Source organism: Bifidobacterium choerinum (genome assembly GCF_000741135.1).
Taxonomy (GTDB): domain Bacteria; phylum Actinomycetota; class Actinomycetes; order Actinomycetales; family Bifidobacteriaceae; genus Bifidobacterium; species Bifidobacterium choerinum.
The window spans coordinates 34,041-59,888 of the sequence record NZ_JGYU01000004.1; the positions used below are offsets into that span (position 1 = coordinate 34,041).

Annotated in this window: 19 protein-coding genes; 4 read left to right on the forward strand and 15 right to left on the reverse strand. The window is 66.3% G+C overall.

What is annotated here, in order from left to right:
- Window positions 1-86: 86 nt before the first annotated feature.
- The 10 genes from BCHO_RS03815 to BCHO_RS08785 form a co-directional block, all read right to left on the reverse strand.
- Complete coding sequence (locus tag BCHO_RS03815; RefSeq protein ID WP_024541389.1) at window positions 87-1,703, reverse strand: L,D-transpeptidase family protein; 1,617 nt, start codon at window positions 1,701-1,703, stop codon at window positions 87-89.
- 196 nt (window positions 1,704-1,899) lie between these two features.
- Window positions 1,900-3,561: a CTP synthase gene (locus BCHO_RS03820; protein ID WP_024541390.1), complete on the reverse strand. Its 1,662-nt coding sequence runs from the start codon at window positions 3,559-3,561 to the stop codon at window positions 1,900-1,902.
- A 52-nt stretch (window positions 3,562-3,613) separates the two neighbouring features.
- Window positions 3,614-4,477 (reverse strand): helix-turn-helix domain-containing protein, encoded by an 864-nt coding sequence (locus tag BCHO_RS03825; protein WP_024541391.1) that lies wholly within the window; start codon window positions 4,475-4,477, stop codon window positions 3,614-3,616.
- A 93-nt stretch (window positions 4,478-4,570) separates the two neighbouring features.
- On the reverse strand, window positions 4,571-4,852 hold the full coding sequence (locus BCHO_RS09020; RefSeq protein ID WP_026645403.1) for an ATP-binding cassette domain-containing protein: 282 nt from the start codon (window positions 4,850-4,852) through the stop codon (window positions 4,571-4,573).
- Between the two features lie 139 nt (window positions 4,853-4,991).
- Window positions 4,992-6,590, reverse strand: a complete 1,599-nt coding sequence (locus tag BCHO_RS03830) for an alpha-amylase (RefSeq protein ID WP_024541392.1) — start codon at window positions 6,588-6,590, stop codon at window positions 4,992-4,994.
- A 260-nt stretch (window positions 6,591-6,850) separates the two neighbouring features.
- Window positions 6,851-8,875 (reverse strand): InlB B-repeat-containing protein, encoded by a 2,025-nt coding sequence (locus tag BCHO_RS03835; RefSeq protein ID WP_237743031.1) that lies wholly within the window; start codon window positions 8,873-8,875, stop codon window positions 6,851-6,853.
- A gap of 9 nt (window positions 8,876-8,884) precedes the next feature.
- On the reverse strand, window positions 8,885-9,652 hold the full coding sequence (locus BCHO_RS09540) for a hypothetical protein (protein WP_237743032.1): 768 nt from the start codon (window positions 9,650-9,652) through the stop codon (window positions 8,885-8,887).
- A gap of 283 nt (window positions 9,653-9,935) precedes the next feature.
- Complete coding sequence (gene pulA, locus BCHO_RS03840; protein WP_024541393.1) at window positions 9,936-15,134, reverse strand: type I pullulanase; 5,199 nt, start codon at window positions 15,132-15,134, stop codon at window positions 9,936-9,938.
- Window positions 15,135-15,459: 325 nt separating this feature from the next.
- Window positions 15,460-16,248: a hypothetical protein gene (locus tag BCHO_RS03845; RefSeq protein ID WP_024541394.1), complete on the reverse strand. Its 789-nt coding sequence runs from the start codon at window positions 16,246-16,248 to the stop codon at window positions 15,460-15,462.
- A 14-nt stretch (window positions 16,249-16,262) separates the two neighbouring features.
- A complete protein-coding gene (locus tag BCHO_RS08785) occupies window positions 16,263-17,747 on the reverse strand; it encodes a hypothetical protein (protein ID WP_156097568.1) in 1,485 nt (494 codons plus the stop codon).
- Window positions 17,748-17,934: 187 nt separating this feature from the next.
- Here BCHO_RS08785 and BCHO_RS03855 point away from each other — a divergent pair, with 187 nt between their 5' ends.
- The 3 genes from BCHO_RS03855 (at window position 17,935) to BCHO_RS03865 (ending at window position 20,134) form a co-directional block, all read left to right on the forward strand.
- The gene (locus BCHO_RS03855; RefSeq protein ID WP_024541396.1) at window positions 17,935-18,357 is read left to right on the forward strand and encodes a hypothetical protein; all 423 of its coding nucleotides are present in this window, start codon (window positions 17,935-17,937) and stop codon (window positions 18,355-18,357) included.
- A 110-nt stretch (window positions 18,358-18,467) separates the two neighbouring features.
- The gene (locus BCHO_RS03860) at window positions 18,468-19,121 is read left to right on the forward strand and encodes a hypothetical protein (protein ID WP_237743033.1); all 654 of its coding nucleotides are present in this window, start codon (window positions 18,468-18,470) and stop codon (window positions 19,119-19,121) included.
- Window positions 19,122-19,168: 47 nt separating this feature from the next.
- Window positions 19,169-20,134, forward strand: a complete 966-nt coding sequence (locus BCHO_RS03865) for a GIY-YIG nuclease family protein (RefSeq protein ID WP_024541398.1) — start codon at window positions 19,169-19,171, stop codon at window positions 20,132-20,134.
- A 95-nt stretch (window positions 20,135-20,229) separates the two neighbouring features.
- Here BCHO_RS03865 and aroQ read toward each other — a convergent pair whose 3' ends face one another.
- The 3 genes from aroQ to aroC form a co-directional block, all read right to left on the reverse strand.
- Window positions 20,230-20,691: a type II 3-dehydroquinate dehydratase gene (gene aroQ / locus BCHO_RS03870; RefSeq protein WP_024541399.1), complete on the reverse strand. Its 462-nt coding sequence runs from the start codon at window positions 20,689-20,691 to the stop codon at window positions 20,230-20,232.
- A 70-nt stretch (window positions 20,692-20,761) separates the two neighbouring features.
- On the reverse strand, window positions 20,762-22,420 hold the full coding sequence (locus BCHO_RS03875) for a bifunctional shikimate kinase/3-dehydroquinate synthase (protein ID WP_051354927.1): 1,659 nt from the start codon (window positions 22,418-22,420) through the stop codon (window positions 20,762-20,764).
- A gap of 18 nt (window positions 22,421-22,438) precedes the next feature.
- Entirely contained in the window at window positions 22,439-23,632 is a 1,194-nt protein-coding gene (aroC, locus tag BCHO_RS03880) for a chorismate synthase (protein WP_024541401.1), read from the reverse strand.
- Window positions 23,633-23,677: 45 nt separating this feature from the next.
- Between aroC and BCHO_RS03885 the strand changes: the two genes are divergently transcribed.
- Complete coding sequence (locus BCHO_RS03885) at window positions 23,678-24,145, forward strand: prepilin peptidase (protein WP_024541402.1); 468 nt, start codon at window positions 23,678-23,680, stop codon at window positions 24,143-24,145.
- An 18-nt stretch (window positions 24,146-24,163) separates the two neighbouring features.
- Here the strand turns inward: BCHO_RS03885 and mltG are convergent, their stop codons facing one another.
- Together mltG and ruvX are read right to left on the reverse strand one after the other, a co-directional pair.
- Window positions 24,164-25,363 carry an endolytic transglycosylase MltG gene (mltG, locus tag BCHO_RS03890; RefSeq protein WP_024541403.1) on the reverse strand — a complete coding sequence of 400 codons (1,200 nt, stop codon included), beginning with the start codon at window positions 25,361-25,363 and terminating at the stop codon, window positions 24,164-24,166.
- 2 nt (window positions 25,364-25,365) lie between these two features.
- Window positions 25,366-25,842, reverse strand: a complete 477-nt coding sequence (ruvX, locus tag BCHO_RS03895; RefSeq protein ID WP_024541404.1) for a Holliday junction resolvase RuvX — start codon at window positions 25,840-25,842, stop codon at window positions 25,366-25,368.
- Between the last annotated feature and the right edge of the window lie 6 nt (window positions 25,843-25,848).

Sequence of the window (25,848 nt, forward strand, 5' to 3'; positions counted from 1 at the left end):
CGTCCTCGCACCGCCCGAAGACGGCGGCAGGCCGGGATCCCCGAAGGATCCCGGCCTGCATGTGCGATGGGTCACACGTCCGCGGCTCACTGCTGCACGTGCACGGTCACCCCGTGGTCGGGGCCCTGCACGGCGAAGTCGTAGAACCATTCGGCCACGTCCCAGCCGATGCCGACGCAGCCGTGCGACGTGTTCGCGCCGAGCGCGGCGATCTGCGCGTCGGAGTATGGCGCGTCGGTGGCGATGCGGTGGATCGCGCAGCCGCTCTTCGAGAAGTAGTTGACGAAGCCGACGTCGGGCGCGTCCCACGTCTCCTTCGTGCCGTCGGAGAGCGTGAGCGTGCCGCTCATGTGCTGCGACGGGTACTTGAGCCAGACCTCGAAGTCGCCCAGCGGCGTGCACAGGTCGCCGCTCGGCTGGCATGCGCCGGTGGCGTAGTCGTTGCCCTGGCCGGCGGACATGCTGAAGGCCTTGACTTGCTTGCCGTTCTCATAGGCGTAGACCTTGTGGTCGCTCAGGTCGACGACGACGTGGCGCTTCGTCTTCTTGACGGCCATCGGATCGACCTCGCCGTCCACCTTCACGTCGCCGTCGCCGGCGGCGAAGGCCTTGGCGGCCTGCTCGCCGACGCCCTGGTCGGCGCCGTCCTTGATCCGCACGCCGTCGTGGCCCTCCTTGAGGACGACGACGTCCTCGTCGTTGTTGTTGACGATGACCTCGCGGTCCTCCTTCGTCGTCGAGTAGTGCGGCTTGATGTCCTCGTCGTAGTGGCTCTGCAGCTTGCCCGCGTCGAAGACGACGACGCCGGAGCGCGTCTCGCCGTCCTTGAGCGTCGACTCCTCGTTCGGCTCGATGCGCGAGGCGTCGACGAGCGCCGCCGGGGAGAAGGTCGCGACCTTCTCGTCGCCGACCGTGATGCCGGCCTTCGCGTCGATGAGTCTGTTGAGCGCGTCGCGCGCCTGGTCGGCGGTCGCGTCGGGGACGTTCGGCTCGATCGTGTCCATCGTCAGCGCCACCGTCTTCGCGCCGGCGGAGCCGAGCGACTCGATCGCGGCGACGGCCTCGTCGGCGACGGCCTTCGCGTCGGCGCCGGAGCCGTTCGCGCCGGGCACCGTCTCGACGTGCGTGCCGTCCTCGGTGACCCGGAGCGTGGCGTCGACCGGCTTCGCGCTGCTCGTGCCGAGCTTGGCGTCGAGCACGGTCGGATCGGTCTCGGGCGTGATCGTCGGGGCGACGTCGCGCTTGTCCCACGGCAGGTAGCGCGTCCAGAAGGAGCCGTCGCGCTTGGCGTCGACGGCCTGCTTCGCGATCGCGTCCGCGTCGACGTCGATGCCGAGGTCGGACGCGTCGATACTCGCCTGTGTCCCCTCATAGGTGACGGGCACCTGCACGGCGGCGACCTGGTCGTCGATCATGCGCGCGATCTGCTGCTCGCTCCTACCGGCGACGGAGTGTCCCCACAGCGTCGTGCCCGGCAGCGCGCGGTTCTGGAAATAGGCGTAGGTCCCCCCGCACGCCGCGGCGGCGACCACGGCGACGCCGAGCACGACCCACGGCCATACGCGGCGGCGCCTGGCGTGTTCCCCGGACGCATGCTGCGCGATCTCCAGCTCGTCGACCTCAGGCGCCGGCGGCTGTCCCGGATCCACGCGGAAGCCGTCCCCGTCCGCGCCCATGTCATGGTTTCCATTGGAAAAAGACATAGCATTCCTTGTACGAAAAAATACGATGATTCGCTTCGATAATAGGGGAAGGTCGTGAACTTGACGAGCTCCACGGCCGAATGATGACAAAACATCCACGTTTGACCGGCCGGTCCCCGCATGTCAGTCATGCGGGGACCGGCCGGTCGTGGTGCGCGCCGCGCCCGGGGATGCCTCAGGGGCGCGGCGACGGCGCTCAGCGCTGCGCCTGATGGTCCAGCGCGGCCTTGACGAGGCCCGCGAACAGCGGGTGCGGCTTCGTCGGACGCGACTTGAACTCGGGGTGGGCCTGCGTGGCCACGTAGAACGGGTGCACGTCCTGCGGCAGCTCGACGAACTCGGTCAGCTCGCCGTCCGGGCTCTGGCCGGAGATGACGAGGCCGCCCTCGCGCAGCCGGTCCTTGTATGCGACGTTGACCTCGTAACGGTGGCGATGGCGCTCGGTGACGTGTGTCGTGCCGTACAGGCGTGCGACGAGCGAGTCCTCGAGCAGCTCGGCCGGGTACGAGCCCAGACGCATCGTGTGACCCATGTCGCCGTTGCCGGCGACGATGTCCTTCTGCTCCTCCATCGTCGCGATGACCGGGTTCGGGCAGTCCGGGTCGAATTCGGTCGAGCCGGCGTCCTCGATGCCGAGCACGTCGCGCGCGTATTCGATGACCATCGACTGCAGGCCGAGGCACAGGCCGAGCACCGGCAGCTTGTGCTCGCGTGCATAGCGCAGCGCGCCGATCTTGCCGTCGATGCCGCGGATGCCGAAGCCGCCGGGGATGACGATGCCGTCCATCTGGTCGAGCGCCGCGGCGGCGCCCTCCTCGGTCTCGCAGCGGTCGGCCGCGACCCATTTGACGTTGACCTTCGCCCAGTTGGCGAAGCCGCCGGCCTTGATGGCCTCGGTCACCGACAGATAGGCGTCCGGCAGGTCGATGTACTTGCCGACGATCGCGATGCTGACCTCGTGCTTGGGATGGTGCACGCGCTCGAGCAGGTCCTCCCACTCGTCCCAGTCGACGTCATGGAACGGCAGGCCCAGCTCGCGCACGACGTAGGTGTCGAGTCCCTCGTCGAACAGGATCTTCGGCACGTCGTAGATGCTCGCGGCGTCCACGCAGTTGACGACGCCCTCGGCGTCGACGTCGCACATCAGCGAGATCTTGTCCTTGATGCCCTGGTTGAGCGGACGGTCGCTCCTGAGCACGAGCGCGTCCGGCGTGATGCCGAGCTGGCGCAGCATCATGACCGAGTGCTGCGTCGGCTTCGTCTTGAGCTCATGGGCGGCGGCGATGTACGGCACGAGCGAGACGTGGATGAACATGCAGTTCTCCGGCCCCAGCTCGCGGCGCACCTCGCGGGCGGCCTCGAGGAAGGGCTGCGATTCGATGTCGCCGACGGTGCCGCCGATTTCGGTGATGATGACGTCGACGTCGTCCGAGGCCTGCGCGCGCATGCGCGACTTGATCTCGTTGGTGATGTGCGGGATGACCTGCACGCACTGGCCGAGGTACTCGCCGGCGCGTTCCTTGCGCAGCACCTCCTGGTAGATCTGGCCGGTCGTGACATTCGCCTTCTGCGAAAGGAAGACGTCGAGGAAACGCTCGTAGTGGCCGATGTCGAGATCGGTCTCGGCGCCGTCCTCGGTCACGTAGACCTCGCCGTGCTGGAACGGGTTCATCGTGCCCGGATCGACGTTGATGTAGGGATCGAGCTTCTGCTGGAGGACGCGGATGCCGCGGCTGCGCAGCAGACGTCCGAGGGAGGATGCGGTCAGGCCCTTGCCGAGGGAGGATACGACGCCTCCGGTGACGAAAATGTGCTTGGTGAGGTGTTCCTGAACATTGCCATGTTGTCTTCTTGCCATGGGTCTCCATGGTATCGCCGCGTCGTGACATGCACAAGAAGGCGTTTCCGCTTCATCTCGCCTCGATGATCAGCTCGCTCGCCACGCCGTTGAGCTCGACGACGTTGGGCGAATCCTCGTCCACATGCACGCCCGCGCCCACGATCGTGCGCGTGCGCAGCCCGCGTGTGCGCACGGCGAGCGGACGGTCCTTCGGCACCGTGATGCGCGAGGTCGCGGACAGCTGGTTGACGTCGACGCGGCCGTCGAGCGACAGGCATGCGATGTCCATGTCGAGGTTGCAGTTCACCTCGACGTGCGCGTGCACGTCGTCGAGCGTGAGCCGCTGCGTGCGCACGTCGAGTTCGACGCCGGCGCAGTCGAGGCCGTGCACCTCCACCTCGTACGCCTTCGCCGCGCATTCCATCGTCGTGACGTAGCGCAGCGGCACCGACAGCACGACGGAGACGTCGTCCTTGGCGAGCGTCTCGCTGATGCCCGGGCCGCGGTTGACGACGACGTCGAGGCGTTTCGGGCGGTCGTCGATCGAGACCTTGAAATGCCGCGCGAGCGTCGCAACAGTATTCGACACGACGCGCACGCGCAGCTGTTCGCCGTCGTAGCCGCGGACCGTGCACGCGTAGAGCGACCCGCAGTCGATGTCGAAATGCTTGGCCTGCCCGATGTCGTAGTTCGTGACGCTTTCGTAGCGGTATTCGCCGGCGCCGCCGGCCTGGTCGATCGCGATGCCGAGCAGCGCGTCGACGCTGACGGCGAACACGTCGGAGAGCGCGACGAGGTTCTCGAGTTCGGGGCGGCCGGCGCCGCTCTCCCATTTGGAGATCGCCTGCCTGGAGACGCCGACGCGGTTCGCGAGCTGCTCCTGCGAGAGTCCCGACTGCCTGCGCAGGTCCTTGAGTTTTGTCGTGAAATCCATGGATGTCTTATTCCTTTTCTTGCATTGCCGTGGTGTTGGAGTGCATTGACGACATATATTGTTTTGTCTCGGCATGGGCGCGGCCGACGTCGCTCACCGGGTGATGAGCGCATAGAGCAACGTGGATTTGCCGGCGCCCGACGGTCCCATGATTGCCGTGACGTCGCCGCGGCGCATGTCCAGATCGAGGCCGTCGAGCATCTTCTGGTCGCCGCCGACGCCGGCGAAGGTCTGCGTCTGGCCCCCGGGCGCTGATGATCGTCGATCCGAGCATGCGCCCCCTCGGCTTCGGCGCGCCGCGGCTGCGCAGTGCGCTGCTGTGTCATCGTGGTTTCCCATCTGCTTGGCGGGAATGCCCTGATGGCGTTCCCACATCGACGGCTCCACGTTAGAGGGGCGGTGCGCGGCCGTTCCAGCAACGGACACCGGCACATGCGCCCGCGGACGCAACGATGCGTAGCATCGACGTCATTGCAACGTTTGCAACGCCTCGTTCACCACTGCGACGCTCTGCTCACCACTGCGGGGTCGACGGGTCGACGGCGCGCGACGCGGCCGGGTGCGTCCCTTTCGTCGCTCCCGCGTACAGCGCGACGGCCGAGGTCGGCGCAAGCGTCACCTGCACCTTGCCCTTGCGCACCTTCACGGTCTTCGAGCAGTCCTCGACGGCGTAGACGTCGCAGTACTCGCCGTCGGGCATCGTCGTGGCGAACTCGTGCGTGACCTCCTTTGCGCCGTTGTTGAACGCGACGAAGCCCTTGTCGCCGCGCGAGAACGCAAGCAGCGACGAGTCCGGCTCCTGCAGATCCTCGACCTTCATGCCGTGCACGTAGTTGTGGAACGCGATCATGCCGCGCGTCGGCGTCCAGCGCTGCTGGCAGTTCCAGTCGCCGCCGGCGGCCGCGCACGCCTCGTCGAAGTCGACGGCCGGCACCGACGTGTCGGTCGCGCCGGGAGCCCCGGCGTCGCGGTCGGCGAAACGGTAGTCGGAGAGCAGCCGCGGCGTGCCGTAGTCATAGGCGAGCAGGAACGCGTTCGCGAGCGCGTAGAGCGCGCCGTCCTTGTAGGTGATCGCCTGACCGGGGTTGCGCGCCGTGTCCCAGTTCGTCACGAAGACGTTCGCGTCCTTCGAGGCGATCGCGAACTTGTTGCGGCCGGTGTCGCCGAGGCGTTCGCCGAGGTCGGCGAGCGCCGAGACGTCGCCGCGCAGCGCCGAGTTGAGGTTGGAGACGTAGGCGAACTGCGTGACGGAGCCGGTGTTGAGGTAGTTGCGCGGCTGGATTCCGGACGCCTCCGCGGCGTTGCCGATGACCTCCTGGATCCAGTAGATGTCGTCTGGATCCTTGCCGACCTTCTCGGCCATCTGCGTTTTGACGGCCTGCATGTCCTCGGCGCTGATGTGCTTGACGGCGTCCATGCGGAATCCCTTGACGCCCATGTCGTAGAGCTTGGCGAGGTAGTCGGTCTGGATGTCGCGCACCTTGTCGCTGGACGTGTCGAAGTCCCACATGCCGCTCAGGCGCCCCTCCTGCACCTCCTGCTGGTCCATGTACCCGGAGATGCTCGCGCCGTGCTCCCAGTCGTGGAAGTCCTTCGCATCGACGCCCTGCGGGTACTGGTCGTGGCCGCCGGTGAAGGCCGGGTATGCGCCGGTCGTCGGATCGTACTTCGAGCCGGCCACGCCCTCCTTCCATCCGCCGTCGTGCGCGGCGCCGGTCGTCTGGTTGAGCACGACGTCGGCGACGATGCCGACGCCCGCGGCAGCGCACGTGTCGATCATGTCCTTGAATTCGGCTTCGGTGCCGAGTTTCGAATCGAGCCTGTAGCTCACCGGCTGGTAGCTCGTCCACCACTGCGTGCCCTGAATCGACTCCTGCGGCGGCGAGACCTCGACATAGGCGACGCCTTCCGGACCATAGGTGTTCGTGCATTCCTTCGCGATTGACGTCCACGGCTGCTGGAACGCGATGACCTCGACGTCGGTGCGTTTCGGCGTCGCCGTGCTGCCGGTGTCCTTTGCGCCGCACGCCGGCGCCGCCGCGACGACGAGCGCCGCGCATGCGCATGCCGCCGCCGTCCTGATCGACGCCCCGCGCCTGTTCCCGTATGCCATGTCGACCGCCTTTCCTCCCGCCGTCGACCTCGACGACGTCGCACCCACTCTAGCGCATGGCCGTGCATGGCGCGTCACATCGCCGGCAGGCGGATGGATATCGATGGAAGGAGAAAAAAGATGATTGATGATCGATATAGAACATCGATACCAAAAAGAGGAGGAAACCCGCTGTGGGTTTCCTCCTCCCCTGTCATCCGCGCTTGTCATCCGCGCTGCGTCGTCATGCGCGCGTCATCGGCGTGCGGATGACGGCCGAATCAGTTACGCGTCGCGCGCTTTGAGGCGAGCAGCGTGACGCCGGCGAGCGCCAGAGCGGCGATCGCCGCAAGCGCCAGCGCGATCGACGAGCCGGTGCTCGCGATGTCCGCGGGGGTCGTCGTCGCGTCCGACGGCGTCTGTGCGCCGTCCGCCTCAGGCTTCACGGCAGGCGTGGCGTCCGGCTTGCCGGCGTCGCCGGGCTTGTCGGTGTCGCCGGGATCGTCGGTGTCGCCGGGATCGTTAGCGTCGCCGCCGTCGGCGCGTTCGAAGACGGCCTCCACGTAGACGGCTTCGCCCGGCATCGCGAAGGTACCGTCGGCGCCGACCTCGACGCCACCCTTCGTCACCTTCCAGCCGGCGAGTCGGTAGCCCTCGTCCGGCGTCGCGGTCAGCGTCACCGTCGTGCCGGGCGCGACATCCTGCATGCGGTCGGCGCTCGCGGTGCCGCCGATGCCGGCGGTGACGTGCACCGGGAACATCGTGTTCGCCACGCGCCACAGCTGGGTGCCGTAGAACGGGTTGGCGGTGCCGATGAGCATATGGTCATCGGTGTTCACGAAGATGCGCAGGCCGTGGTTGAAGGGGTCGCCGAAGCCGTCGTCGGCGACGGTCGTCACGTTGACGCCGCCGTCGGCCTGTTCGCTGATCTCGAAGAGGTTGAAGCCGCGCTTCGATTTGGCCAGATACGGCAGCGACTTGAAGAAGGCCTTGAGGTTGTTGACGCTGAGCAGCTTGACGAGCGTCTCGTAGATCTTCTTGAGGTTCTCAGGCATCTGCGGCGCGGCGGCGAGCAGCTGCTCGGTCTCCTCGTACATCTCGGCGAAGTCCTCAGAGGCCTTCTCGTCGAGCTGCGTGCCGAGCACGGTGAGCAGGTCGTTCGCCTGCAGCATGCGGGCGGCGGACTCCTCGTCGTTCAGGCTGCCGGGGACGATCGAGCCGTCGTTGATGCCGTCGACGAGCGCCTTGCGCTGCGCGTCGCTCAGCGTGACGTGCTGCGCCTCCTCGTCGGCGTCGTCCATGTCGGCGAGCGTCGCGGCGTTCAGGCGCGCGTCGGCGGCCTTGACCGCCCAGTCGACGAGTGCGTCGGCGTCGTCGGAGCGCGGACGGTCGTCGTTCTGCGCAGTGTCGCCGTCCTCGGACGCAAGCGTCGCAGCGGACGCCGTGTCGCGGTTGAGGATGAGCTCGACGAAGGTGCGCAGGTAGTGGACGGTGTTGTTCCAGTCCTTCTCGCTCATGTTGAGGATGTCGCCGTTCGTGAACTGCGCGATCGGCTCGAGCAGCGTCGTCGTGTTCATCGTCGACAGGTACATCTTGCCCTCGTGCACGGTCGTCTGCCACGTGTACTGGTTCATGTGGTTGCCGTATCCAGAGCCCAGGCCCGTTGTGCCGCCGTCGGGGAAGGTCTCGTTCGGGTCGCCGACGAGCATTTCGACGTTTTCGTCGGCGTCCATGCGGTACAGGTTGATCGACTGTTCGAGGTTCGTCGCCTGCGTCACGAAGTTCATGCGCAGCGCGAAGCCCTGCAGCGCGCTCGAGACGTCGTTGTAGTCGCCGATGTACAGGTGGTCGTTGTAGATCTGCAGCGTGCACGCGCCGGCGCTCACGCGGCTCGCGTCGAGGCCGAAGGTGTACTTCGCGCCCTTCGACTTGTCACCGACGAGCGGACGCCACGTCCAGTCGGCCTTCTCGGTCGGGTCGCCGGAGTTCTCGCCGACGTAGATCGCGAAGGAGCGCAGCGTGCCGGTCTGCTCGTCGCGCGTCTCGCGGCTGCCGGTGCATACGACGACGTACAGCCTGCCGTTGAACTCGAGCACCTGGTAGATGCCGCCTCCGCCGTTGACGTCGGAGCGGTGGATCGCCGGCAGGTCGTCGAAGCTGGCCATGTCGGCGATGACCTTGTAGGAGCCGGGCACCGACGGCGTCTTCGAGGCGACGAGGTACGCCGCGCCGTTGCCGTCGGCGGTCGGCTTCAGGTCGCCTGCGATGAGCGCGTCCCTGAACGAGCCGATCGCGCGCGTCGACATGAACACGTTCTACTTGACGAGCTCGCGGAAGCCTGCGGCGTCGACGCTGTCGTAGACCTTCGTCAGGCGGTCGCCGTCGGCCGGGTCGACCTCGTAGATGCACGGGAAGCCGTTCTGCATCGCCATCGCCGTGCCGATCTCCTGGGCCGTCAGCTCGGTGTTGTTCGTGTCCATGACCATGCCTTCGAAGTACAGCTTGCCGTTCATCTTGAACGCGCTGCGGAAGGTCGGGATGACGCCCTTGCCGCCGTCAACGCCTTCGGACTGGGACATCAGGATCTTCGTCTCGCCGGTCTTCACGTTGAACTTGAACAGCACGCCGCCGGCGCTCTTGCCGTCCGGCTCGCCGAGGTACATGTTGCCGGCGTAGAGCGTCTGGATCAGCGCCGTCGCCTCCTCGACGCTCATGCCCATGTTGGCCGACAGGCTGCCCTTGAGGATCGCCTGCACGCCGAGGCCTCCGTACATCGTGCCGATGTAGACCCAGTCGCCGGCCGATTCGGCGGCGTAGCTGTAGGACTGGCCGCGGTCGCCCTGACCCTGGTCCTTGGCCGAGATCGCGCCGTCGCCGATGTAGTCGACGACGCCGTCGGCCGTCTCGAGGCCGTTTTCGGGATGGCTGACCTTCTGGAAGGTCATGCCGTTGTCCGACGCGTAGACGTTCGTGATGCGCCCGTCGAGATCGGTCTCCTGTGCGCCGGCGGGGCCGACGAGCGCGCCGATGAGCACGGCGCACGCCGAGACCGCGCCGATGGCGGCGCGTAGTTTGGTGGCCATTGTTCTCCTCGAAGTTCGCTCGTTGGGGGAAAAGGACGGCGCGGGTGATTGCGCCTACGGCGAACAAGCATAGCATGCCGGGATGCATCCGCAGGCCCTATTCACGCAACGTTTGCTTCCTTGCCACGCAACGTGCCCTCGATGCCACGCGGCGTGTCCGGTGCATGGCCGTGCACGACGGGCGCATACGCGAAAGCGGGCAGACGGACCCGAAGGTCAGTCTGCCCGCTTTTGGTTGCCGTGACGCCGTTCAGGAGGACGACGTCATGTCAGCGTCCGACGCTCAGTGCGAGCGGCGCTCGCGGTTCACCACGAGCAGCACCGCGGCCGCGATGATTGCGACCACCGCGACGACGATGACGATGGCGACCGAGGAACCGGTCGAAGCCATGTCGCTCACCGTGCCGGCGGCGTTCGTGGAGCCCGTGTCCACATGGTCGTTCGCGCCCGGCTGTCCCGGCTTGCCCGTGTTGCCCGGATTGCCCGGCTGGTCCGGGTTGTCCGGGTTGTCCGGCTCGACCGGGTCGACGAGCGCCGACTCGGGGCCGAGCACGAGCGCGCTGTTGGCCGGCACGACGACCGAGTCGCCGTCATGCACGGCGATCTTCGCGCCGGCGACCGACGCGTCGACGCCCTGCACGGCCTCGTCGGCCTGCGCCGCGGCCTCGGGGGCGTGGCGGTAGGTGCGGCCGTTCGAGACGAGCACGCCGTAGTCGCCGGAGGTGACTCCCGGCAGCGCGACCGCGTCGGCGTTGTTGTTGAGCGCGACGACGTAGGTGCCGCTGTCGTCGGAGATCTCGTAGGCCACGACGCCATCGGCGGACTTGAGGACCTTCGAGTTCCTGCCGATCGCGTCGTAGTCGCCGATGCGGAACGCGGCGGTCTTCTTGCGCAGCGCGATGAGGTCGGCCACGTACTGGGCGTTGTCGCCGTAGGCGGCGTCGTTCAGACGGTCCCAGTCCAGCGCGTTCTTCGAGGCGGCGTTCTTGTAGCTGTTGCCGTCGCCGTCCTTCGAGCGCAGGAACTCCTGGCCCAGCTGGATCTCGGAGATGCCGTTGGCGAGGAAGATCGACGAGTTCGCGAGCTTCGAGGCGGCCACCTTCTGCGCAACCTGGCCCTCGTCGAGTTCGGCGTCGGTCTTGGCGCCGAACATCGAGACGTTGAGCTTGTCGTTGAGCGTCAGGTTGTCGTGGATCTCGACGTAGTTGACGATCTGGTTCGCGTTGTCGTACTTGACGTTGGCGTTGCCGTTCGTGCAGTACGCGCCGTCGAACTCCTCGCCGTTGCGGCAGCCGAGCATGTTGTTGAGAATCAGCTTCTCGGCGTCCGCCTTGCCGGTCGCGTAGCCGGTGTCCTCGTCGGAGAACACCGAGCCCTTGAGGCCGTCACGGATCGAGTCGTTGAAGAACGCGACCGTCGAGTTGTGCGTGTCGAGCTCGTAGGCGTTCGGCTGGATCGCCATCTTCGACTTGTCCATCGTCGTATTCATGTCCCAGCCCTCGCCGACGATGACGATCGACGGGTCGATCGCGTCGAGCGCGGCGCGCACGGCCTTCATCGTGTCGAGGTCATGCAGGCCCATCAGGTCGAAGCGGAAGCCGTCCATGTTGTATTCCTTCGCCCAGTAGGTGACGGAATCGACGATGTACTTGCGCATCATCGCACGTTCGGACGCCGTGTCGTTGCCGCAGCCGGAGTTGGAGACGAGCGAGCCGTTCTGGTAGCGGAAGTAGTATCCCGGCACCGTCAGGTTGAACGGGTTCGTGTTCACGTCGCCGACGTGGTTGTAGACGACGTCCATGATCACGCGCAGACCGTTCTTGTGCAGTCCGTTGACCATCTCCTTGGCTTCGACGATGCGCGTCTTCGGATCGGCCGCGTTCGACGAGTAGGAGCCTTCCGGAACGTTGTAGTTCTCCGGATCGTAGCCCCAGTTGTAGTTGTTGTCGTCGGTCGGCTTCGTCTCGTCGACGCTCAGATAGTCGTACATCGGCTGGATCTGCACGTGCGTGACGCCGAGCTCCTTGAGGTAGTCGACGCCGGTCGCCTTGCCCTCGGAGTTCTTCGTGCCGTTCTCGATCATGCCGAGGTACTTGCCGCGGTTGGCTTCCGAGACGCCGGAGTTGGCGTTGCTCGAGAAGTCGTGCACATGGGTCTCGGCGATGACCGCGTCGGTGTTCTTCGAGAACGGGGCCATGCGCTTGGAGCCCGCGACCTTCGTCTGCTCGTCGGACAGGACGACGGAGCGGCGGCCGTTGATGACCGATGCGCGCGCATACGGATCCGGAGAGTCGTTCTTCGTGCCGTCGGCGAAGGAGACGCGGTAGACGTAGGCGGTGCCCGGGGCGACCGTCTCGGTCGCGGACCATACGCCCCTGTCGCCGCGCTTCATCGCGAAGACCTGATCCTCGGCCGCGTCGGCGGTGTCGGAGGCCTTGAACGTGACGAGCTCGACCTTCGCCGCGGTCGGTGCCCACAGCTTGAACGTGGAGCCGTCCTTGCCGTAGGTCGCGCCGAGGTCGTCGCCGTCGTAGGCGTATTCCTTGTCGAAGGCGTCGGTGCGCACGACGGATCCGGCGACGGCGTCGGCGGAGCCGAAGCCCTCGATCTCGACCGTGTACTTGGCGGTCAGGTCGAGGTCGTCCTTGAGCGTGACCGTGACGACGGTGCCGTCGGTCTTCACGTCGGCGACCGCGAGCTTGTTGCCGTCGGCGTCGGTCACCGTGACGTCCGATGCCTTGACGTCGGCCGGCTTCGTGAGCTTCGCATCGATCGCGTTCTTCTGCGCGATCTCGGCCGTGGAGATGCGGGCGCCGAGCGCCGGACGCGCCGTGTAGACGGTCGGGTCGTCCTGCAGGAGCCACACTTCGGCCTTCGCGGTGCCGTCGTTGCTGAAGACGAGCGCGTCGGCGCTCATCTTGATGTCGCCGTCGGAGCCGTCCTTCTTCTTCCACTCGTCGACGCCGTAGCGGCGCAGCAGGCCGAAGTCGGACTCGCCGTTCGCGGCCTGGTAGGTGTAGTTGGAGAAGGAGGCCTTGGCCAGCTCGCCCCAGTCGTCATGGCTCGTGAACTTCGCGGCGGAACCGTTGCTGTTCGAGTTCCACATCCACAGATCCCACTGCGGGACCTTCGTCTCGGTGTCGCCCGCGTTGAAGTACAGGCCGTCGTTGCGCATGTAGTGGACGGTGACGTCGACCTTGTCCGCCTTGCACTTGTAGTCGGCCGGAGCCTCGGTGAGCGTCGCGTCCGCGTCGCCGGTGCCGTCGACCCACACCTCGACGGTGCCGGTCTTGCTCACGGTGACGTTGCGGTCGCCGCCGAACTTGTTCCAGTCCTCGGTCGTGATGATGAAGCCGAGGTCCTCGAACTTGCCGTCGAAGGTGAGGTCCGCGACCTTGCCGTAGCAGTCCTCGCCGGTGAACGGATGGTTCACGGCCTTCATGTCGGCGCCGGCGGTGTCCTTGCCCCAGACGTAGACGCCGCGGTTCGCGGTGGCCTCATCGGCCGCCGGCTTGTAATGCACGACGAGACGGGTCTGCGCGCCGATCGCCTCCGGGTTGCCTACGCTGAGCGCGCCGTTCTCGACGCCGACCTGCGTGATGCCCTTGGCGATCAGGTAGTTCTTGCCGCCGTTGCTGTCCCAGTCGTTGGCGCCGTCGTTGAAGCAGATCTGGTGCTCCTCGCCCTTGGTGTCGATCGTCTTCTTGTAGTAGCCCTGCGCGTCCGGCCCTTCCATCTCCTCGCCGGGGACGGCCGTCCAGTCGCTGCCGGCGCCATGGTGCACGAAGACCTTGTCCCACTTGTTGGTCGGCTTGTACCAGATGGTCGTCGTCTGGTCGTCCGGCTTGACGGTGGTGTCCGGGATCACGACGTCCGGGGTGCTCGGGTCGACGGCCACGTCGGAGGCCGGATGCGTCGCCTTCGTGGCGCCGCCGTAGATCGCGACGGCCTGCATCGCAGGCACCGTCGTCTTGACCTTGCCGCCGGAGACGGTCACCGTCTTCGAGCAGTCCTGCACGGCGTAGACGTCGCAGTACTCGCCGTCGGGCATCGAGGTCGCGTATTCGGCGTCCTTGTCCTCGGTCGAGTTGTTGATCGCGACGAAGCCCTTGTCGCCGCGCGAGAACGCGATGTTGTTGGCGCCGTCGTCCTGCCAGCCGGAGACCGACGTGCCGTCGACGTAGTTGTGGAAGGCGATCATGCCGCGCGTCGTCGTCCAACGCTGCTGGCAGTTCCAGTCGCCGTCCTTCGTCGAGCACGCCTGGTCGAAGTCGACGTCCGGCACCGAGGTCTCCGTCGCGCCAGGGGCGCCGGCAGCGTCGTCGTCGTACTTGTAGTCCGACAGCAGACGCGGCGTGCCGTAGTCATAGGCGAGCATGAATGCGTTCGCGAGCGCGTACATCGAATCGTTCTTGTACGTGATCGCACCGTCGTTGCGGGCCGTGTCCCAGTTCGTCACGAAGACGTTCGCGTCCTTGGACGCAATCGCGTTCGGATTCGACGACAGGTCGCCGATGCGCGTCGAGAGGTCCTTGAGTTCGGCGATCTTGCCCTTGAACTTCGCGTTGAGGTCCGACTTGTAGTCGAACTGCGTCACGGTGCCGGTCTCCAGGTAATTGCGCGGCTGGATGCCGGGCGCTTCGCTCGCATTGCCGATGACTTCCTGGATCCAGTAGATGTCGTTGGCGTTCTTGCCGACCTTCTGGGCCATCTTGTCTTTGATGCCCTTGATGTCCTCGTTGTTGATGTGCTTGACGGCGTCCATGCGGAAGCCCTTGACGCCCATCTTGTAGAGCTTGGCGAGATAGTCGGACTGGATGTCCTGCACCTTCTCGCTCGACGTGTCGAAGTCCCACATCGAGTTCAGGCGGCCTTCCTGCACCTCCTGCTGGTTCTTGTAATCGGAGATGCTTGCGCCGTTGTTGTAGTCATGGAAGTCGGCGGCGGTCACACCTTGCGGATATTGGCCGTTTTCGCCGGTGAAGCCCGGATAGTCGCCGGTCAAGCCGTTGTACTTCGTGCCCGCCACACCGGTCTGCTCGCCTGCAGCGACATCCAAACCGGTCGTCTGGTTGAGCACGACGTCGGCGATGATGCCGACGCCCGCGGCATCACATGTCGTGATCATGTTCTTGAACTCGGCTTCGGTGCCGAGCTTCGAATCGAGCCTGTAGCTCACCGGCTGGTAGCTCGTCCACCATTCGGTGCCCTGGATCGACTCCTGCGGCGGCGAGACCTCGACGTACTTGACGCCCTGCGGTCCGTACGTGTTCGTGCACTCCTTCGCGATCGACTTCCAGGTCTGCTGGAACGCGATGACCTGCACGTCGGTCGCGGCGGGAAGCGCCGTGCTCCCCGTGTCGGCAGGAGCGGCGTTGGCCGCCATCGGCACCGTGAGCAACGCACCCGAGCAGGCCAAGGCGAAGGCCACGCCCATCCCGGTCGTGCGGCGCATCGCAGTGCGGAACTGCTGATTCACCATATGTTTTCCATTTCTCTTTTTCCCTGGCCGGAGGGCTTCGGCGTAGGCATCGCGATGCCGACGTCCCACCCATCCGGTTTGCCAATGTATGCCCGACCCCGCTCGCATGTCATGCAAGGATTTCCGGGGCGTTCGTCAACGAACCGTGCATACGTTTGCAGTGAAATCAACCTTCATCATACCTCAGCCTTGAGCAAAAATCCACCGCGCTGCGCATGCATGGACGATACGCGTCCGCCGCGCCCCTCCCCCACTGGAATCTTGCCACGCGACCAGTACGCTTTCGCCGGCCTACCGTCGCCGCCGCGCACGCGGCGGCGACGTCCTAACCGACGAACGCCCTGTTGTACGCCCCGCAGGACACCTCATCCACATACCGCACCTGCTGGCAGAACATCACGAAGTGCTTATTGATCACATATTGGTCGAGACCCACCGCCATCTCCATCTCCTCGACGAAGGCGGCCTCCCCCTTGGTATAGCCGATCTGATCGGCAAAGCAGGCGAAGGCCTCGGAGGTCCACGGTTCATCCGCTTCCGAAACGGTGCCCTCGACTCCCCTCCACACGTTCACACCGTTGTTCCATAATTCAATCGGCGGCGAATCGGGGTATGCGCCGCAATGCATGGAATATGCCTGCGCCAGCGGAATGGACGCGTCCGGATGCGGCCGGTTGACCACACGTGCCAGCAGTATGATGACGACGATCGCCGCCGCCACGAGCACCCAGATACGTTGGTTCGTCCGGGCAGCCGCCATGGAACGCCTCACGGTCGCCTGCGACGGGGAACGCCTGGAGACGGAATTGGCCGCCAACATGCTGTCGACGTCCACCCCCTGGAACATGCACGGCAATACGTAACCGTCCTCACCGTCGATATGCACACCCCAGGGGTCGTCGCGAATCCAGACGTCCTCGTGCACAGCCGACAGGACACCCGCCCCACGCCGCCTCCCGTGCAACACGCGTACACGAAACGCCGGTACGCCATCGTGCGCGACGCCTCCGGTCAGCACCGGATCGGTCGAGACATCCACGACGATGCCAAGCACATCCAGACCGGCGCCGTCGACGATCACGATATCGCCCAATCTCATGGTTCTGCGCGTCATCCGCCGTCCTCCATTCAGGTCAGTCGCGAGTAGAACACCGTATCGTTGGAGATGCTGCCGGGCTGCGTTTTGCCGTACGGCTTGATGATGAGGTACGCCACCTGCGCCGGTGGATTGGACTCATCGAGGCCGTCGACGGGCAATGTGTTATCGGGTCCCACACGTACCAGCCCCAACGGTTCCCGCACCATGACGATGCCGGCGGAACCGGGTGCGCCGGTCGTTTGGTCGTACGTCGGCTTACGCACCGTCTGCCCGTCGCACGGGGTGTCGTCGGGCTGGGTGCTGCAGTCGATGCGGTAGGTGTATTCGGTGACCATGCGCAATTGCTGCCTGAGCGTTTCCGGTTCCTGCACATCTTGATAGTTGGGGGCCATCAGCGTCGACGTCTGTCCGTCCGGCAGCGGATTCGCATCCCCCATCCGCGCGGTGTCCAGCGCAAGAGGCCAGCGTTGTCCCTCGACCTGCGGAGTGATGACTACGCAGGTGACGCCGTCCTTCAGGCACCATCTGCCGCGGACGTTGTCCGGATCGAATTCATCGGTCCACGAGCTGACCTCCCCGGAATTATCGGATGTCGTCGTCGACGCATCCGCAGGCATCGGCTCATTCGACGCCTGCCCATCCGGAGAGGTGCCATCGCTTGACCCGTTCTCGCCGAATGATCCATCCGCACTGCGAACGTCGCACATGATGCGACCGTCGAAATCGATGCCGCACCGGACTTCGATCCCCATCACCGACTGCCAGGGCAACGAGACCAACTGCCCGGGATTCGTCACGAGGTTCCCAATGGAGGCGTCAATCAGCACCCGCCATAGCGTTACCTCATTGGCACCCGTGTCCTCCTCCCCCATTGACTCAAGCATGCACCCCAACGTCGCCGAATCCAACCCATCGGCGCTTGGGGCAACCGTTGCGTATTGCACGCCAAGCCCTGTGCTGATCGTCTGCAGCCCTCCGCATCTCCTCAAGAGCTTCAACGCATATGAGTCAGCGTCGCCGACGAGACCATCCAGCCGCTCCTGACGCTGCCGTTCGGCTGCTTGCTTCCGATGATGCTTCGCCAGAACCCCTGCACCCATCACAATCGCAACGACGCACACGACCGCGACGATCCACCGTATGACGGCGCCGCGCCGCCTCCTCCGGCCCAAGGCCCGCTCCTCATCAGGAGTCATGCCCCTGCGTTCCACGCCGGCTTTCGCCAGCAACCTTGCCACACTCTCTCCTTGATAGGATTCCGGCAGCGCATATCCGTCCTCGCCGTCGACGTGCACCCGCCATGGATCGTCATCGACCCAGATCTGCGCCCCCGTCGGCATAGACGCCCCATCGGCACGACGGACGCCACGCAGTACGCGTATTCCGTATGCCCAGCGGCCTTTGGACGCATCCCCCACCCCGCCGGTCTTCTCGCCATCTCCGGAAATCTCCGTGACGATACCGAGCGCGTTGACGTCACTCGTGTCGACGACGACGATATCGCCGACCTCCATGTTCCTACATGCCATCATCCGCCTCCATCGTTTTATCTTTTATACAAGATAGAAAGATAATGCAAGCATAGATTCCACACCGCCGCCCAGTCAACTCGGCACGCGGATCGCGCAGCGCTCCGGCGCGCCCGAATGTTGCTCCATCTTGGTAGAAAGATATTAAAGTATTTCGCACGGAAGGACGCTAATGGCCGAAGTCGTCACGATGAAGATCGGGCCGAGGAAGATCCTGGACTACGACGAATACGACCCCGACGACCAGCCGATCACCGCCATCGGCTGGGAGCCGGGCCTCACCCAGGAGGAGGTCTGGAGCTGCAGCGCCGGATGGTGGAAGCTCGAGCCGGGACGCGCGGTGCGCTGCGACATCGGCATCGTCCTCAATCCGGACAACGTCGTCGTCTGCGTCGCCAAGATCAAAGGCATCGTCAAGCGCGAGGACATGCGCATGTGGTTCCTCGGCGACCTCGCCGGCGAACGCTACGACCCATGGATCGGCAAGACGCTCGAACGCAACGACTCGAAGAACCCGATCGCCTATTTCGATGAACGCGCGATCATCCCTCCCGAGGCCGTCACCGGCGAGACGGCCACACTCAACAGCCGATAGAAGGCGGCCCCACCGCCCGGGACACGCAATGAGGCGCGCCCGTTATCGTTTTATCTTTTATATAAGTTATCATGATATGAAGTTAATGTCGCGCATCGAAGAAGGCACCTATGACCACGCTTGGGTTCCGTTATCGCATTCGCCAGAACACCGGTGTTCCGCGCCCAATACGCGCGAACGATCTCGAACAGGCGGTCGCCGGATGGCTGTCCGCGCTCGCCTGGTCGGATTGGACGGTCACGTCGCCGTCGAAGGACATGAACGGGACGGCCTCCGTACCGTTCATGTCCATCGCGCGGCTGCAGCCCGCCGGCATGCCGGACGGCGACTTCCGCGAGCTGAACATCATGGCCTCCGACGGCAAGCCGTTCTACCGGGAGCTCATCGACGACGAACACGGAACCAACATCTACGACGAGGCGATAGACCGGTTATGGCAGACCGTGCAGCTGCTCGAGGCCGCAACCGTCGCCGCCCGCAGCCGCACGGTCCTCATCGATATCGTCGACGGCGCCATCGCCTTCGACGGCGGCACCCGCAAGCCGTTCCCCTCGCTGTGCCTTGACCGGATTCCGCGGCTGCCCGATTCCCTGTCCTCGTTCCGGCGCCATCGGCGGCCGGTCCAGCCCGCGGACCTCATGCTGTTCGAGACCTCGAGCTTCACGGTCGACGAGGACTGGTTCACGATGATGCTCCACGGGGCTGCCTCGCTGGAGGAGGCATGGCGCCGCACCTGCCGTCCGCCGCAGGACGGCAGGCGGTGAATCCCGCAGGCGGCGACGGGCCGCACGACGACAGAAAGGAAGACATCATGGACGATTACAACCCGCCGATCAGGTTCTTCGAGATGCTCGGCATCGGCGAGGACGAGCTCTCGCAGTACTCGGTCAGGCTGAACCAGAGCAGCGACGCTTGGTTCGACGCGATGACGATGTACTACGGGCACCATGACGAACTCATGGATTGGGTGTTCACGCGCCGCTGGAACGGCGGCAGGGCCGGCGGCAACATACGCCGGCCCAAAGTGCTGCAGTTCATCCAGCTCGACGGCCGTGAGAAGCCCGCGACCCATTGGCTGTTCATCGGCGGCTACGAGGCCGGCGCCCCGGTGATGCGCGGGGGCAACGAGGTCTATCAGCGCACACCGATCGAACGCTTCCGCCCCTTTGAGGCGCGCACCGTCGTCACCTACCGCAAACGGCGCGGCGCGGTGCAGATGGTGAACGACATGGCCGATGCCGGGATGCGGGCGCGCTTCTTCGACACGATGATCGTCGAGAAGGTCGCGCAGTCGCCGGTCTCGGCGATGCCGTTCCCCGGATACGACAACGTGCGCCTGTCCTTCAACGAGCTCGTCGCCGCCGTGCATGACGACGAATGGCGCGGCGCGCTGGGCGCCGTCAACGCCGTGTACCTGCAGACCGATACGCGCACCGGCTGGCACTACGTCGGCTCCGCCTACAGCCGTCACGGCGGCGAGCGCGGCCTGCTGTCGCGCTGGCAGGAATACGTGCAGGGCGACCACACCGGCGGCAACAAGCTGCTGAAGGATCTCGTCGCCGAACAGGGCGCGTCGTACATCGAGAAACACTTCCAGTATTCGATCCTCGACATCTTCGACCCTCGTGTGGCGGACCGCACGGTCATCGAACGCGAGCATTGGTGGATGGACACGCTGTCTTCGGTGTGCGACGGGGACGCCGCCGTCCCCCATGGCTACAACTCCAGGCTCCAGTGGCGACGCACCGGCGAAGGCGAGGGCGCGGGCACCGACTGACGGCGGTCGGACGCTCAGGCATAAGACGGCGGCCCCCGGAACCGATTGCGGTTCCGGGGGCCGCCGTCTTATGCGCCGATGCGGTCAGATCCCACTCAGCCCTTCGTCAGTTCGGCGACGGCCTCGAGCGCGAGCTTGTAGCCGAGGAAGCCGAGACCGGTGATCGTGCCGGTGGCGACCGGGCTGATCACCGAACGCTTGCGGAACTCGTCGCGCGCCGCCGGATTCGAGATGTGCACCTCGATCAGCGGCATGTCCGCGTCGAGCACCATGTGCGCCGCGTCGGCGAGCGCATACGAATAATGCGTGAACGCCGCCGGGTTCATGACGACCGCCTTCTGCCGCTCGGCGGCCTCGTGCATCCACTGCACCATCTGCGCCTCGTCGTCGGTCTGCCGCACGTCCACGTCGAGCCCGAGGGACTCGCCCCACTGCGTGCACAGCCTGCACAGCTGCTCGAGGTCCTGCCTGCCGTACACGTCCGGCTGGCGCACCCCGAGGCGACCGAGGTTCGGCCCGTTCACGACGATCACCTTGACCGGCTCATTTTCGGCCATATCCACTCCATTCCTTGGAAAACGTTGTCAGCCCCATGATAGTGCGCGACGATGCCGGGCGCCGTGCGCGTCACGCCTGCTGGCGCACACGTTCGAAGGCCTCGCGCACCGCCTGCTGGTCGGGGTCGTCGAGGTGGAACGGCCTGCCGATCTCCTCGAGGCCGACGAAGCGCAGCGTGTTGCCGCGCGCCTTCTTGTCGCGGTGCATCAGCGCGAGCACCTCGTCGAATCCGGCGCCGTTCCACGAGGTCGGCAGTCCCAGACGGTCGAGCAGGTCGTAGGTGTATTCGACGGTCGGGCGGTCGAGGTGCCCGGTCAGATTGGACAGCTCGGCCGCGTAGACCATGCCGACGGCGACCGCGTTGCCGTGCCTCCAGCGGAAATGCTCGAGCTGTTCGATCGCGTGGCCGAAGGTGTGCCCGTAGTTGAGGAATTCGCGCAGTCCCGCCTCCTTGAGGTCGGCGCAGACGTGGTGGGCCTTGACGCGCACCGTGCGTTCGATGAGTTCGGCGACGACCGGCTTGAGCGGCGAATCGAGGAAGGTCTCGCCGTCGAAGGCGCGCAGCTCGTCGGCGTGGTCCTCGAGGATCGTGAGGATCTCGGGGTCGCGGATGAAGCCGGACTTGGCGACCTCGCCGAGGCCTTCGATGAAGATGTCGTTCGGCAGCGACGTGAGCGTCCTCAGGTCGGCGAGCACGCCGGCGGGCGTGTAGAACGAGCCGACGAGGTTCTTGCCCTGCGGCGTGTTGACGCCGGTCTTGCCGCCGGTGGACGCGTCGACCATCGCGAGCAGCGACGTCGGGCAGTTCACGTAGCGGACGCCGCGCATCCACGTGGCGGCGACGAATCCGGCGAGGTCGGTGCACGCGCCGCCGCCGAGGCCGACGATCGCGTCGGAGCGCGTGAAGCCCTCGTTGCCGAGGCGCTGCCAGATGCCGTCGGCGACCTGGACGGTCTTGCCGGCCTCGGCGTCCGGGATCACGATGTCGCTCACCTGATAGCCGGCCTTGCGCAGGATCGCGCGCGCCCGGTCGGAGTGCCGCTGCACCGACTGCGTGTGGATCAGCGCGACGCGCACCGGACCTGCGCCGAGCACGTCGGGCAGATGGTTGAGCGCGCCCTCGCCGATCCTCACGTCGTAGGGTTCGATGCCGGCGCCGTCCACATGGACGATTCCCTCGTTCGTCATTTCGATCATCTTCCTTGCCGCTGCCTTCGGCGTCATGCCGTGCGTGCGCACGATCACGTTCGCCACCTGCCTGTAGACCGGGTCGCGCTGCTCGTAGAGCGCCATCCAGCGCGCGTCGGCGTCGCCGTCGAGCATCGGGCGGCCGCCGCCCCTGCGCGCGCGCTCCATCGCCTCCGCCGGATCGGCGAGCAGGTAGATGACGCGCCCGCCGTGTTCGGCGTAGTCATGCAGCGCCTCGCGCACCGCCGGCGTCATCGGCGCGCCGCCGCCGAGCGCGTAGATGCCGTCGAAGGAGCCGAGCGTCTCGGCGACGGTCCTTCGCTCAACCTCGCGGAACGCCGCCTCGCCGTGCCGCGCGAAATACTTCGGGATCGACATGCCGATCGCTTCCTCGATCTGCTGGTCCGCGTCCGCGAAGCCGATGCCGAGCATCTGCGACATCTCCTTGCCCAGACGCGTCTTGCCGGCGCCCATCATGCCGACGATGACGGCCGCCGGGCGTCTGCGCGCGGCCATCTCGTGTCTGCTGTGCCTTGCCATGGCCGTCCCTCCGCGCCCTCAGCGCATGTGCTCGGGCCACGAGGCTACGTATGCCTCGATGTTGCGGCGTGTCTCGTCGACGCTGTCGCCGCCGAACTTCTCGAGCAGGTACTTGGCGAGCGTGAGCCTGACCATCGCCTCGGCGACGACGGCCGCGGCCGGCACCGCCGTGCTGTCGGAACGCTGGTTGATCGCCTGCGCCGCCTCGCCGGTCGTCACGTCGACGGTGCGCAGCGCCTTCGGGATCGAGGGAATCGGCTTCATCGCGGCGCGCACGCGGATCGGCTGGCCGTTGGACATGCCGCCCTCGATGCCGCCGGCGCGGTTCGTCAGGCGTTCGATACGGCCGTCGGCGCCGGCGACCATCTCGTCGTGCGCCTGCGAGCCGGGACGCATCGCCTCGAGGAAGCCGTCGCCGATCTCGACGCCCTTGATCGCCTGGATGCCCATGAGCGCGGAGGCGAGCGCCGCGTCGAGCCTGCGGTCGGACTCCACATAGGTGCCGACGCCGGCCGGCATGCCGTAGGCGATCACCTCGATGACGCCGCCGAGCGTGTCCGCGTTCGCCTTCGCCTCGTCGATGCGGGCGATCATGCGCGCCTCGGCGTCCTTGTCGAGCGTGCGCACCGGGGACGCATCGAGCATGTCGACATCGTCGGGCGTCGGCAGCGGCATCGCCGTCGGGTCGTCGACGCCGGCGCCGCCGATCGAGACGACATGGGAGACGGTGCGCACGCCGGCCACCTGTTCGAGCAGCTGGCGCGCCACCTCGCCGAGCGCGACACGCGACGCCGTCTCGCGCGCGCTTGAGCGTTCGAGCACCGGCCGGGCGTCGTCGAAGCCGTATTTGCGCATGCCGGTGAGGTCGGCGTGCCCCGGGCGCGGACGGCTCAGCGGAGCGTTGCGGCCCTCGCGCGCGAGCTCGTGGTCGAGCGGGTCGGCGCTCATGACCTCGGTCCACTTCGGCCATTCGGTGTTGCCGATCTCGATCGCGATCGGCGAGCCGAGCGTGCTGCCGAAGCGCACGCCGGTGAGCATGCGCACCTGGTCCTGCTCGAACTTCATGCGCGCGCCGCGGCCGTAGCCGAGACGGCGCCGGGCGAGCGCCCCGCGGATGTCGTCCGACGTGATCTTCACTCCTGCGGGGACGCCCTCGATCATCGCGACGAGCGCCTCGCCGTGCGATTCGCCAGCGGTCTGCCAACGCAACATGCCAACTCCTTTGGTCCGTGGGAAAACTGTGACTATCTTAACGGTATGCCGTACCTTTGCTGCCTGCCGGGACTGCTTTGTGGAATCGCGGCGTGCGTGACCGACCTGCGTCGGCGCACGGTCCCGCGGCGGCTGGTCGCGGCCGGGATCGCGGCGCAGCTCGCCGTGTGGATGCTGCTGGCGTGGACCGGCGCCGACCCGGCCGCGCCGCTGCGCGCCGCCGCCGGGCTCGTCTGCGGCGCCGGCGTCCAGCTCGTGCTCGCCCTCGTGCGTCCCGGTGCGCTCGGCTTCGGCGACGTCACCGCCAGCGCGCTCGTCGGCTGCGTCGTCGGCGCGTTCGGCGCCGTCACTTTCGTGCGCTGGTGGCTGCTCATGGGCGTATGCGGCCTGCTGTGGCTGGCGATATGGCCCCGATATGCGAAACGGCGCCCCGGCGTGGATGCCAGGGTGCCGTTCGTCCCGGTGATCGTGGCGGCCGGCGCATTCGCCGTGCTCGCCGCCGTCGCCGGCTGAGCGGGCGACGTGCGCCGATCAGTTCGCGTGCTCGTTGTTGGTCTTGTACTCCTGCACGTACTTCTCGAACTCGTCGTAGCTGGACGTGAACTTCGTCTCGCCGGTCTTCAGGTCGGTCGTCACGAAGTACAGCCAGTCGCCGTCCTCGGGGTGCATCGCCGCCTCGATCGCGTCGTCGCCCGGGTTGGAGATCGGCGTCGGCGGCAGCCCCTTGTTCACGCGCGTGTTGAAGGGGTTCGACCCGTCGTTGAGCTGCTCGTTCGTCAGCTCGGTGCCTTTGATCTTGAATCCGTAGGCGACCGTCGAGTCCATGCCGAGCGGCATGTCGTCCTTGAGCCTGTTCTCGATGACGCGGCTGACCTTGCCGTAGTAGTCCTGCGAGTTGACCTCGGCCTCGACGATCGACGCGACGATCAGGATGCGTTCGCTCTGGTCGCCTTCGGGCACGCCGAGCGCGTTGAGCTTCTCGATCCTCGCCTGCACCATCTGCTGCAGGATCGAGGCCGGCGTCGGGTCCTCGCCGACGTTGTACACGCCGGGTTCGAGCCAGCCCTCGAGCTTGCCCTTCGCGCATGCGGGCAGGATCGCGCCCGTCTTCGAGGCGTCGCCCGCGTAGTCCTCGAAGTCCTTGAGCGCGATACCCGAGGATTCGGCGGCCGCCTTGAGCACGTCGTCGAGGCGTTCGCCCTGGCGCACCTCGACGAAGCCCTTCGCGTTGCCCTCGTCGGAGAGGATCTTCGCGGCGGCCGACGCCTTCATATGGCGCTTGAGCTCGTATGTGCCCGGATACAGCGTGTAGGCGTTGCTCGCGACGACCGACGTGAACGCGTCGACCGATTTGATGACGTCGGCGCGCTGCAGTCCCTCGGCGATCTCGGCGACGCCCTGCCCGGACTCGACGGTGAAGGCGACACGGCCCTCCCCCGGCCCCGGATAGTCGTCGACGACCGCCGTGTCGGCGAGCGTGCTGCGCCGCCACTGCTTGATCTTGCCGACCGCGAAGACGCCGACACCGGCACACAGCGCGACGACGACGATCGACGCGATGACGACGATGAGGCGCTTGCGGCGCTGCTGCCTGCGCCGGCGGCGCATGTCGCGGCGCGAACGCGGCGGCTTCGGCGGGGGCGCGGCGCCGCCGCCGGGCCCGGGATGGTCGGCGCCGGTGCCGTCATCCCAGACGTCGTCGTTGAAAAAATCGTGCAAATCCTCAGGCACTCTCACTCCTCCGAACCGTGCGCGCCGGCGCGGCGTCCGTCCAACGCCGTCTGCAGGATCGTCACCGCCGACTGCTGGTCCACGACGGCGCGGTGCCGACGGGTGCCCAGCCGCGCGTCGAGCAGCCGACGATGCGCGTCGACCGTCGTCAGGCGTTCATCCATGAGCATGATATCAGGCATCCAGTCGATGCCGGACAGGTCGTCTTCCAGTTCGGCCGCGAGCCGCGTGCCGAGCGACTTCGCCCAGCGGCGCGCCTTCTTCGCGCTCTTGCCCTCGGTGCCGTCCATCTGCAGCGGCAGCCCGATGACGACGCGTTCGACGTGCTCGTCCTCGATGACGTTGAGGACGTCGTCGAAGGCCTGGAAGTAGTCCCCGCGCACGGTGACGTTCCCCGCGGGGTGGGCGAAGGTCAGCTCCGGGTCGGACAACGCGAGTCCGACCCGGGCGTTCCCCAGATCGATGCCTAGCCAGACCATATGGGG

Excerpts from the sequence above, each read along its gene's own strand:
- BCHO_RS03855 (WP_024541396.1), top strand. The coding sequence starts at position 17,935 with ATGGCCGAAGTCGTCACGATGAAGATCGGGCCGAGGAAGATCCTGGAC.
- BCHO_RS03845 (WP_024541394.1), bottom strand. The coding sequence starts at position 16,248 with ATGACGCGCAGAACCATGAGATTGGGCGATATCGTGATCGTCGACGGC.
- BCHO_RS08785 (WP_156097568.1), bottom strand. The coding sequence starts at position 17,747 with ATGGAGGTCGGCGATATCGTCGTCGTCGACACGAGTGACGTCAACGCG.
- aroQ (WP_024541399.1), bottom strand. The coding sequence starts at position 20,691 with ATGGCCGAAAATGAGCCGGTCAAGGTGATCGTCGTGAACGGGCCGAAC.
- BCHO_RS03835 (WP_237743031.1), bottom strand. The coding sequence starts at position 8,875 with ATGTCGACGCGCGCGATCGGCTCGTTCAGGGACGCGCTCATCGCAGGC.
- BCHO_RS03885 (WP_024541402.1), top strand. The coding sequence starts at position 23,678 with ATGCCGTACCTTTGCTGCCTGCCGGGACTGCTTTGTGGAATCGCGGCG.
- BCHO_RS03815 (WP_024541389.1), bottom strand. The coding sequence starts at position 1,703 with ATGTCTTTTTCCAATGGAAACCATGACATGGGCGCGGACGGGGACGGC.
- BCHO_RS03820 (WP_024541390.1), bottom strand. The coding sequence starts at position 3,561 with ATGGCAAGAAGACAACATGGCAATGTTCAGGAACACCTCACCAAGCAC.
- ruvX (WP_024541404.1), bottom strand. The coding sequence starts at position 25,842 with ATGGTCTGGCTAGGCATCGATCTGGGGAACGCCCGGGTCGGACTCGCG.
- BCHO_RS03865 (WP_024541398.1), top strand. The coding sequence starts at position 19,169 with ATGGACGATTACAACCCGCCGATCAGGTTCTTCGAGATGCTCGGCATC.
- BCHO_RS03830 (WP_024541392.1), bottom strand. The coding sequence starts at position 6,590 with ATGGCATACGGGAACAGGCGCGGGGCGTCGATCAGGACGGCGGCGGCA.
- BCHO_RS03860 (WP_237743033.1), top strand. The coding sequence starts at position 18,468 with ATGACCACGCTTGGGTTCCGTTATCGCATTCGCCAGAACACCGGTGTT.
- pulA (WP_024541393.1), bottom strand. The coding sequence starts at position 15,134 with ATGGTGAATCAGCAGTTCCGCACTGCGATGCGCCGCACGACCGGGATG.
- aroC (WP_024541401.1), bottom strand. The coding sequence starts at position 23,632 with ATGTTGCGTTGGCAGACCGCTGGCGAATCGCACGGCGAGGCGCTCGTC.
- BCHO_RS09020 (WP_026645403.1), bottom strand. The coding sequence starts at position 4,852 with ATGTGGGAACGCCATCAGGGCATTCCCGCCAAGCAGATGGGAAACCAC.
- BCHO_RS03875 (WP_051354927.1), bottom strand. The coding sequence starts at position 22,420 with ATGGCAAGGCACAGCAGACACGAGATGGCCGCGCGCAGACGCCCGGCG.
- BCHO_RS09540 (WP_237743032.1), bottom strand. The coding sequence starts at position 9,652 with ATGGCCACCAAACTACGCGCCGCCATCGGCGCGGTCTCGGCGTGCGCC.
- BCHO_RS03825 (WP_024541391.1), bottom strand. The coding sequence starts at position 4,477 with ATGGATTTCACGACAAAACTCAAGGACCTGCGCAGGCAGTCGGGACTC.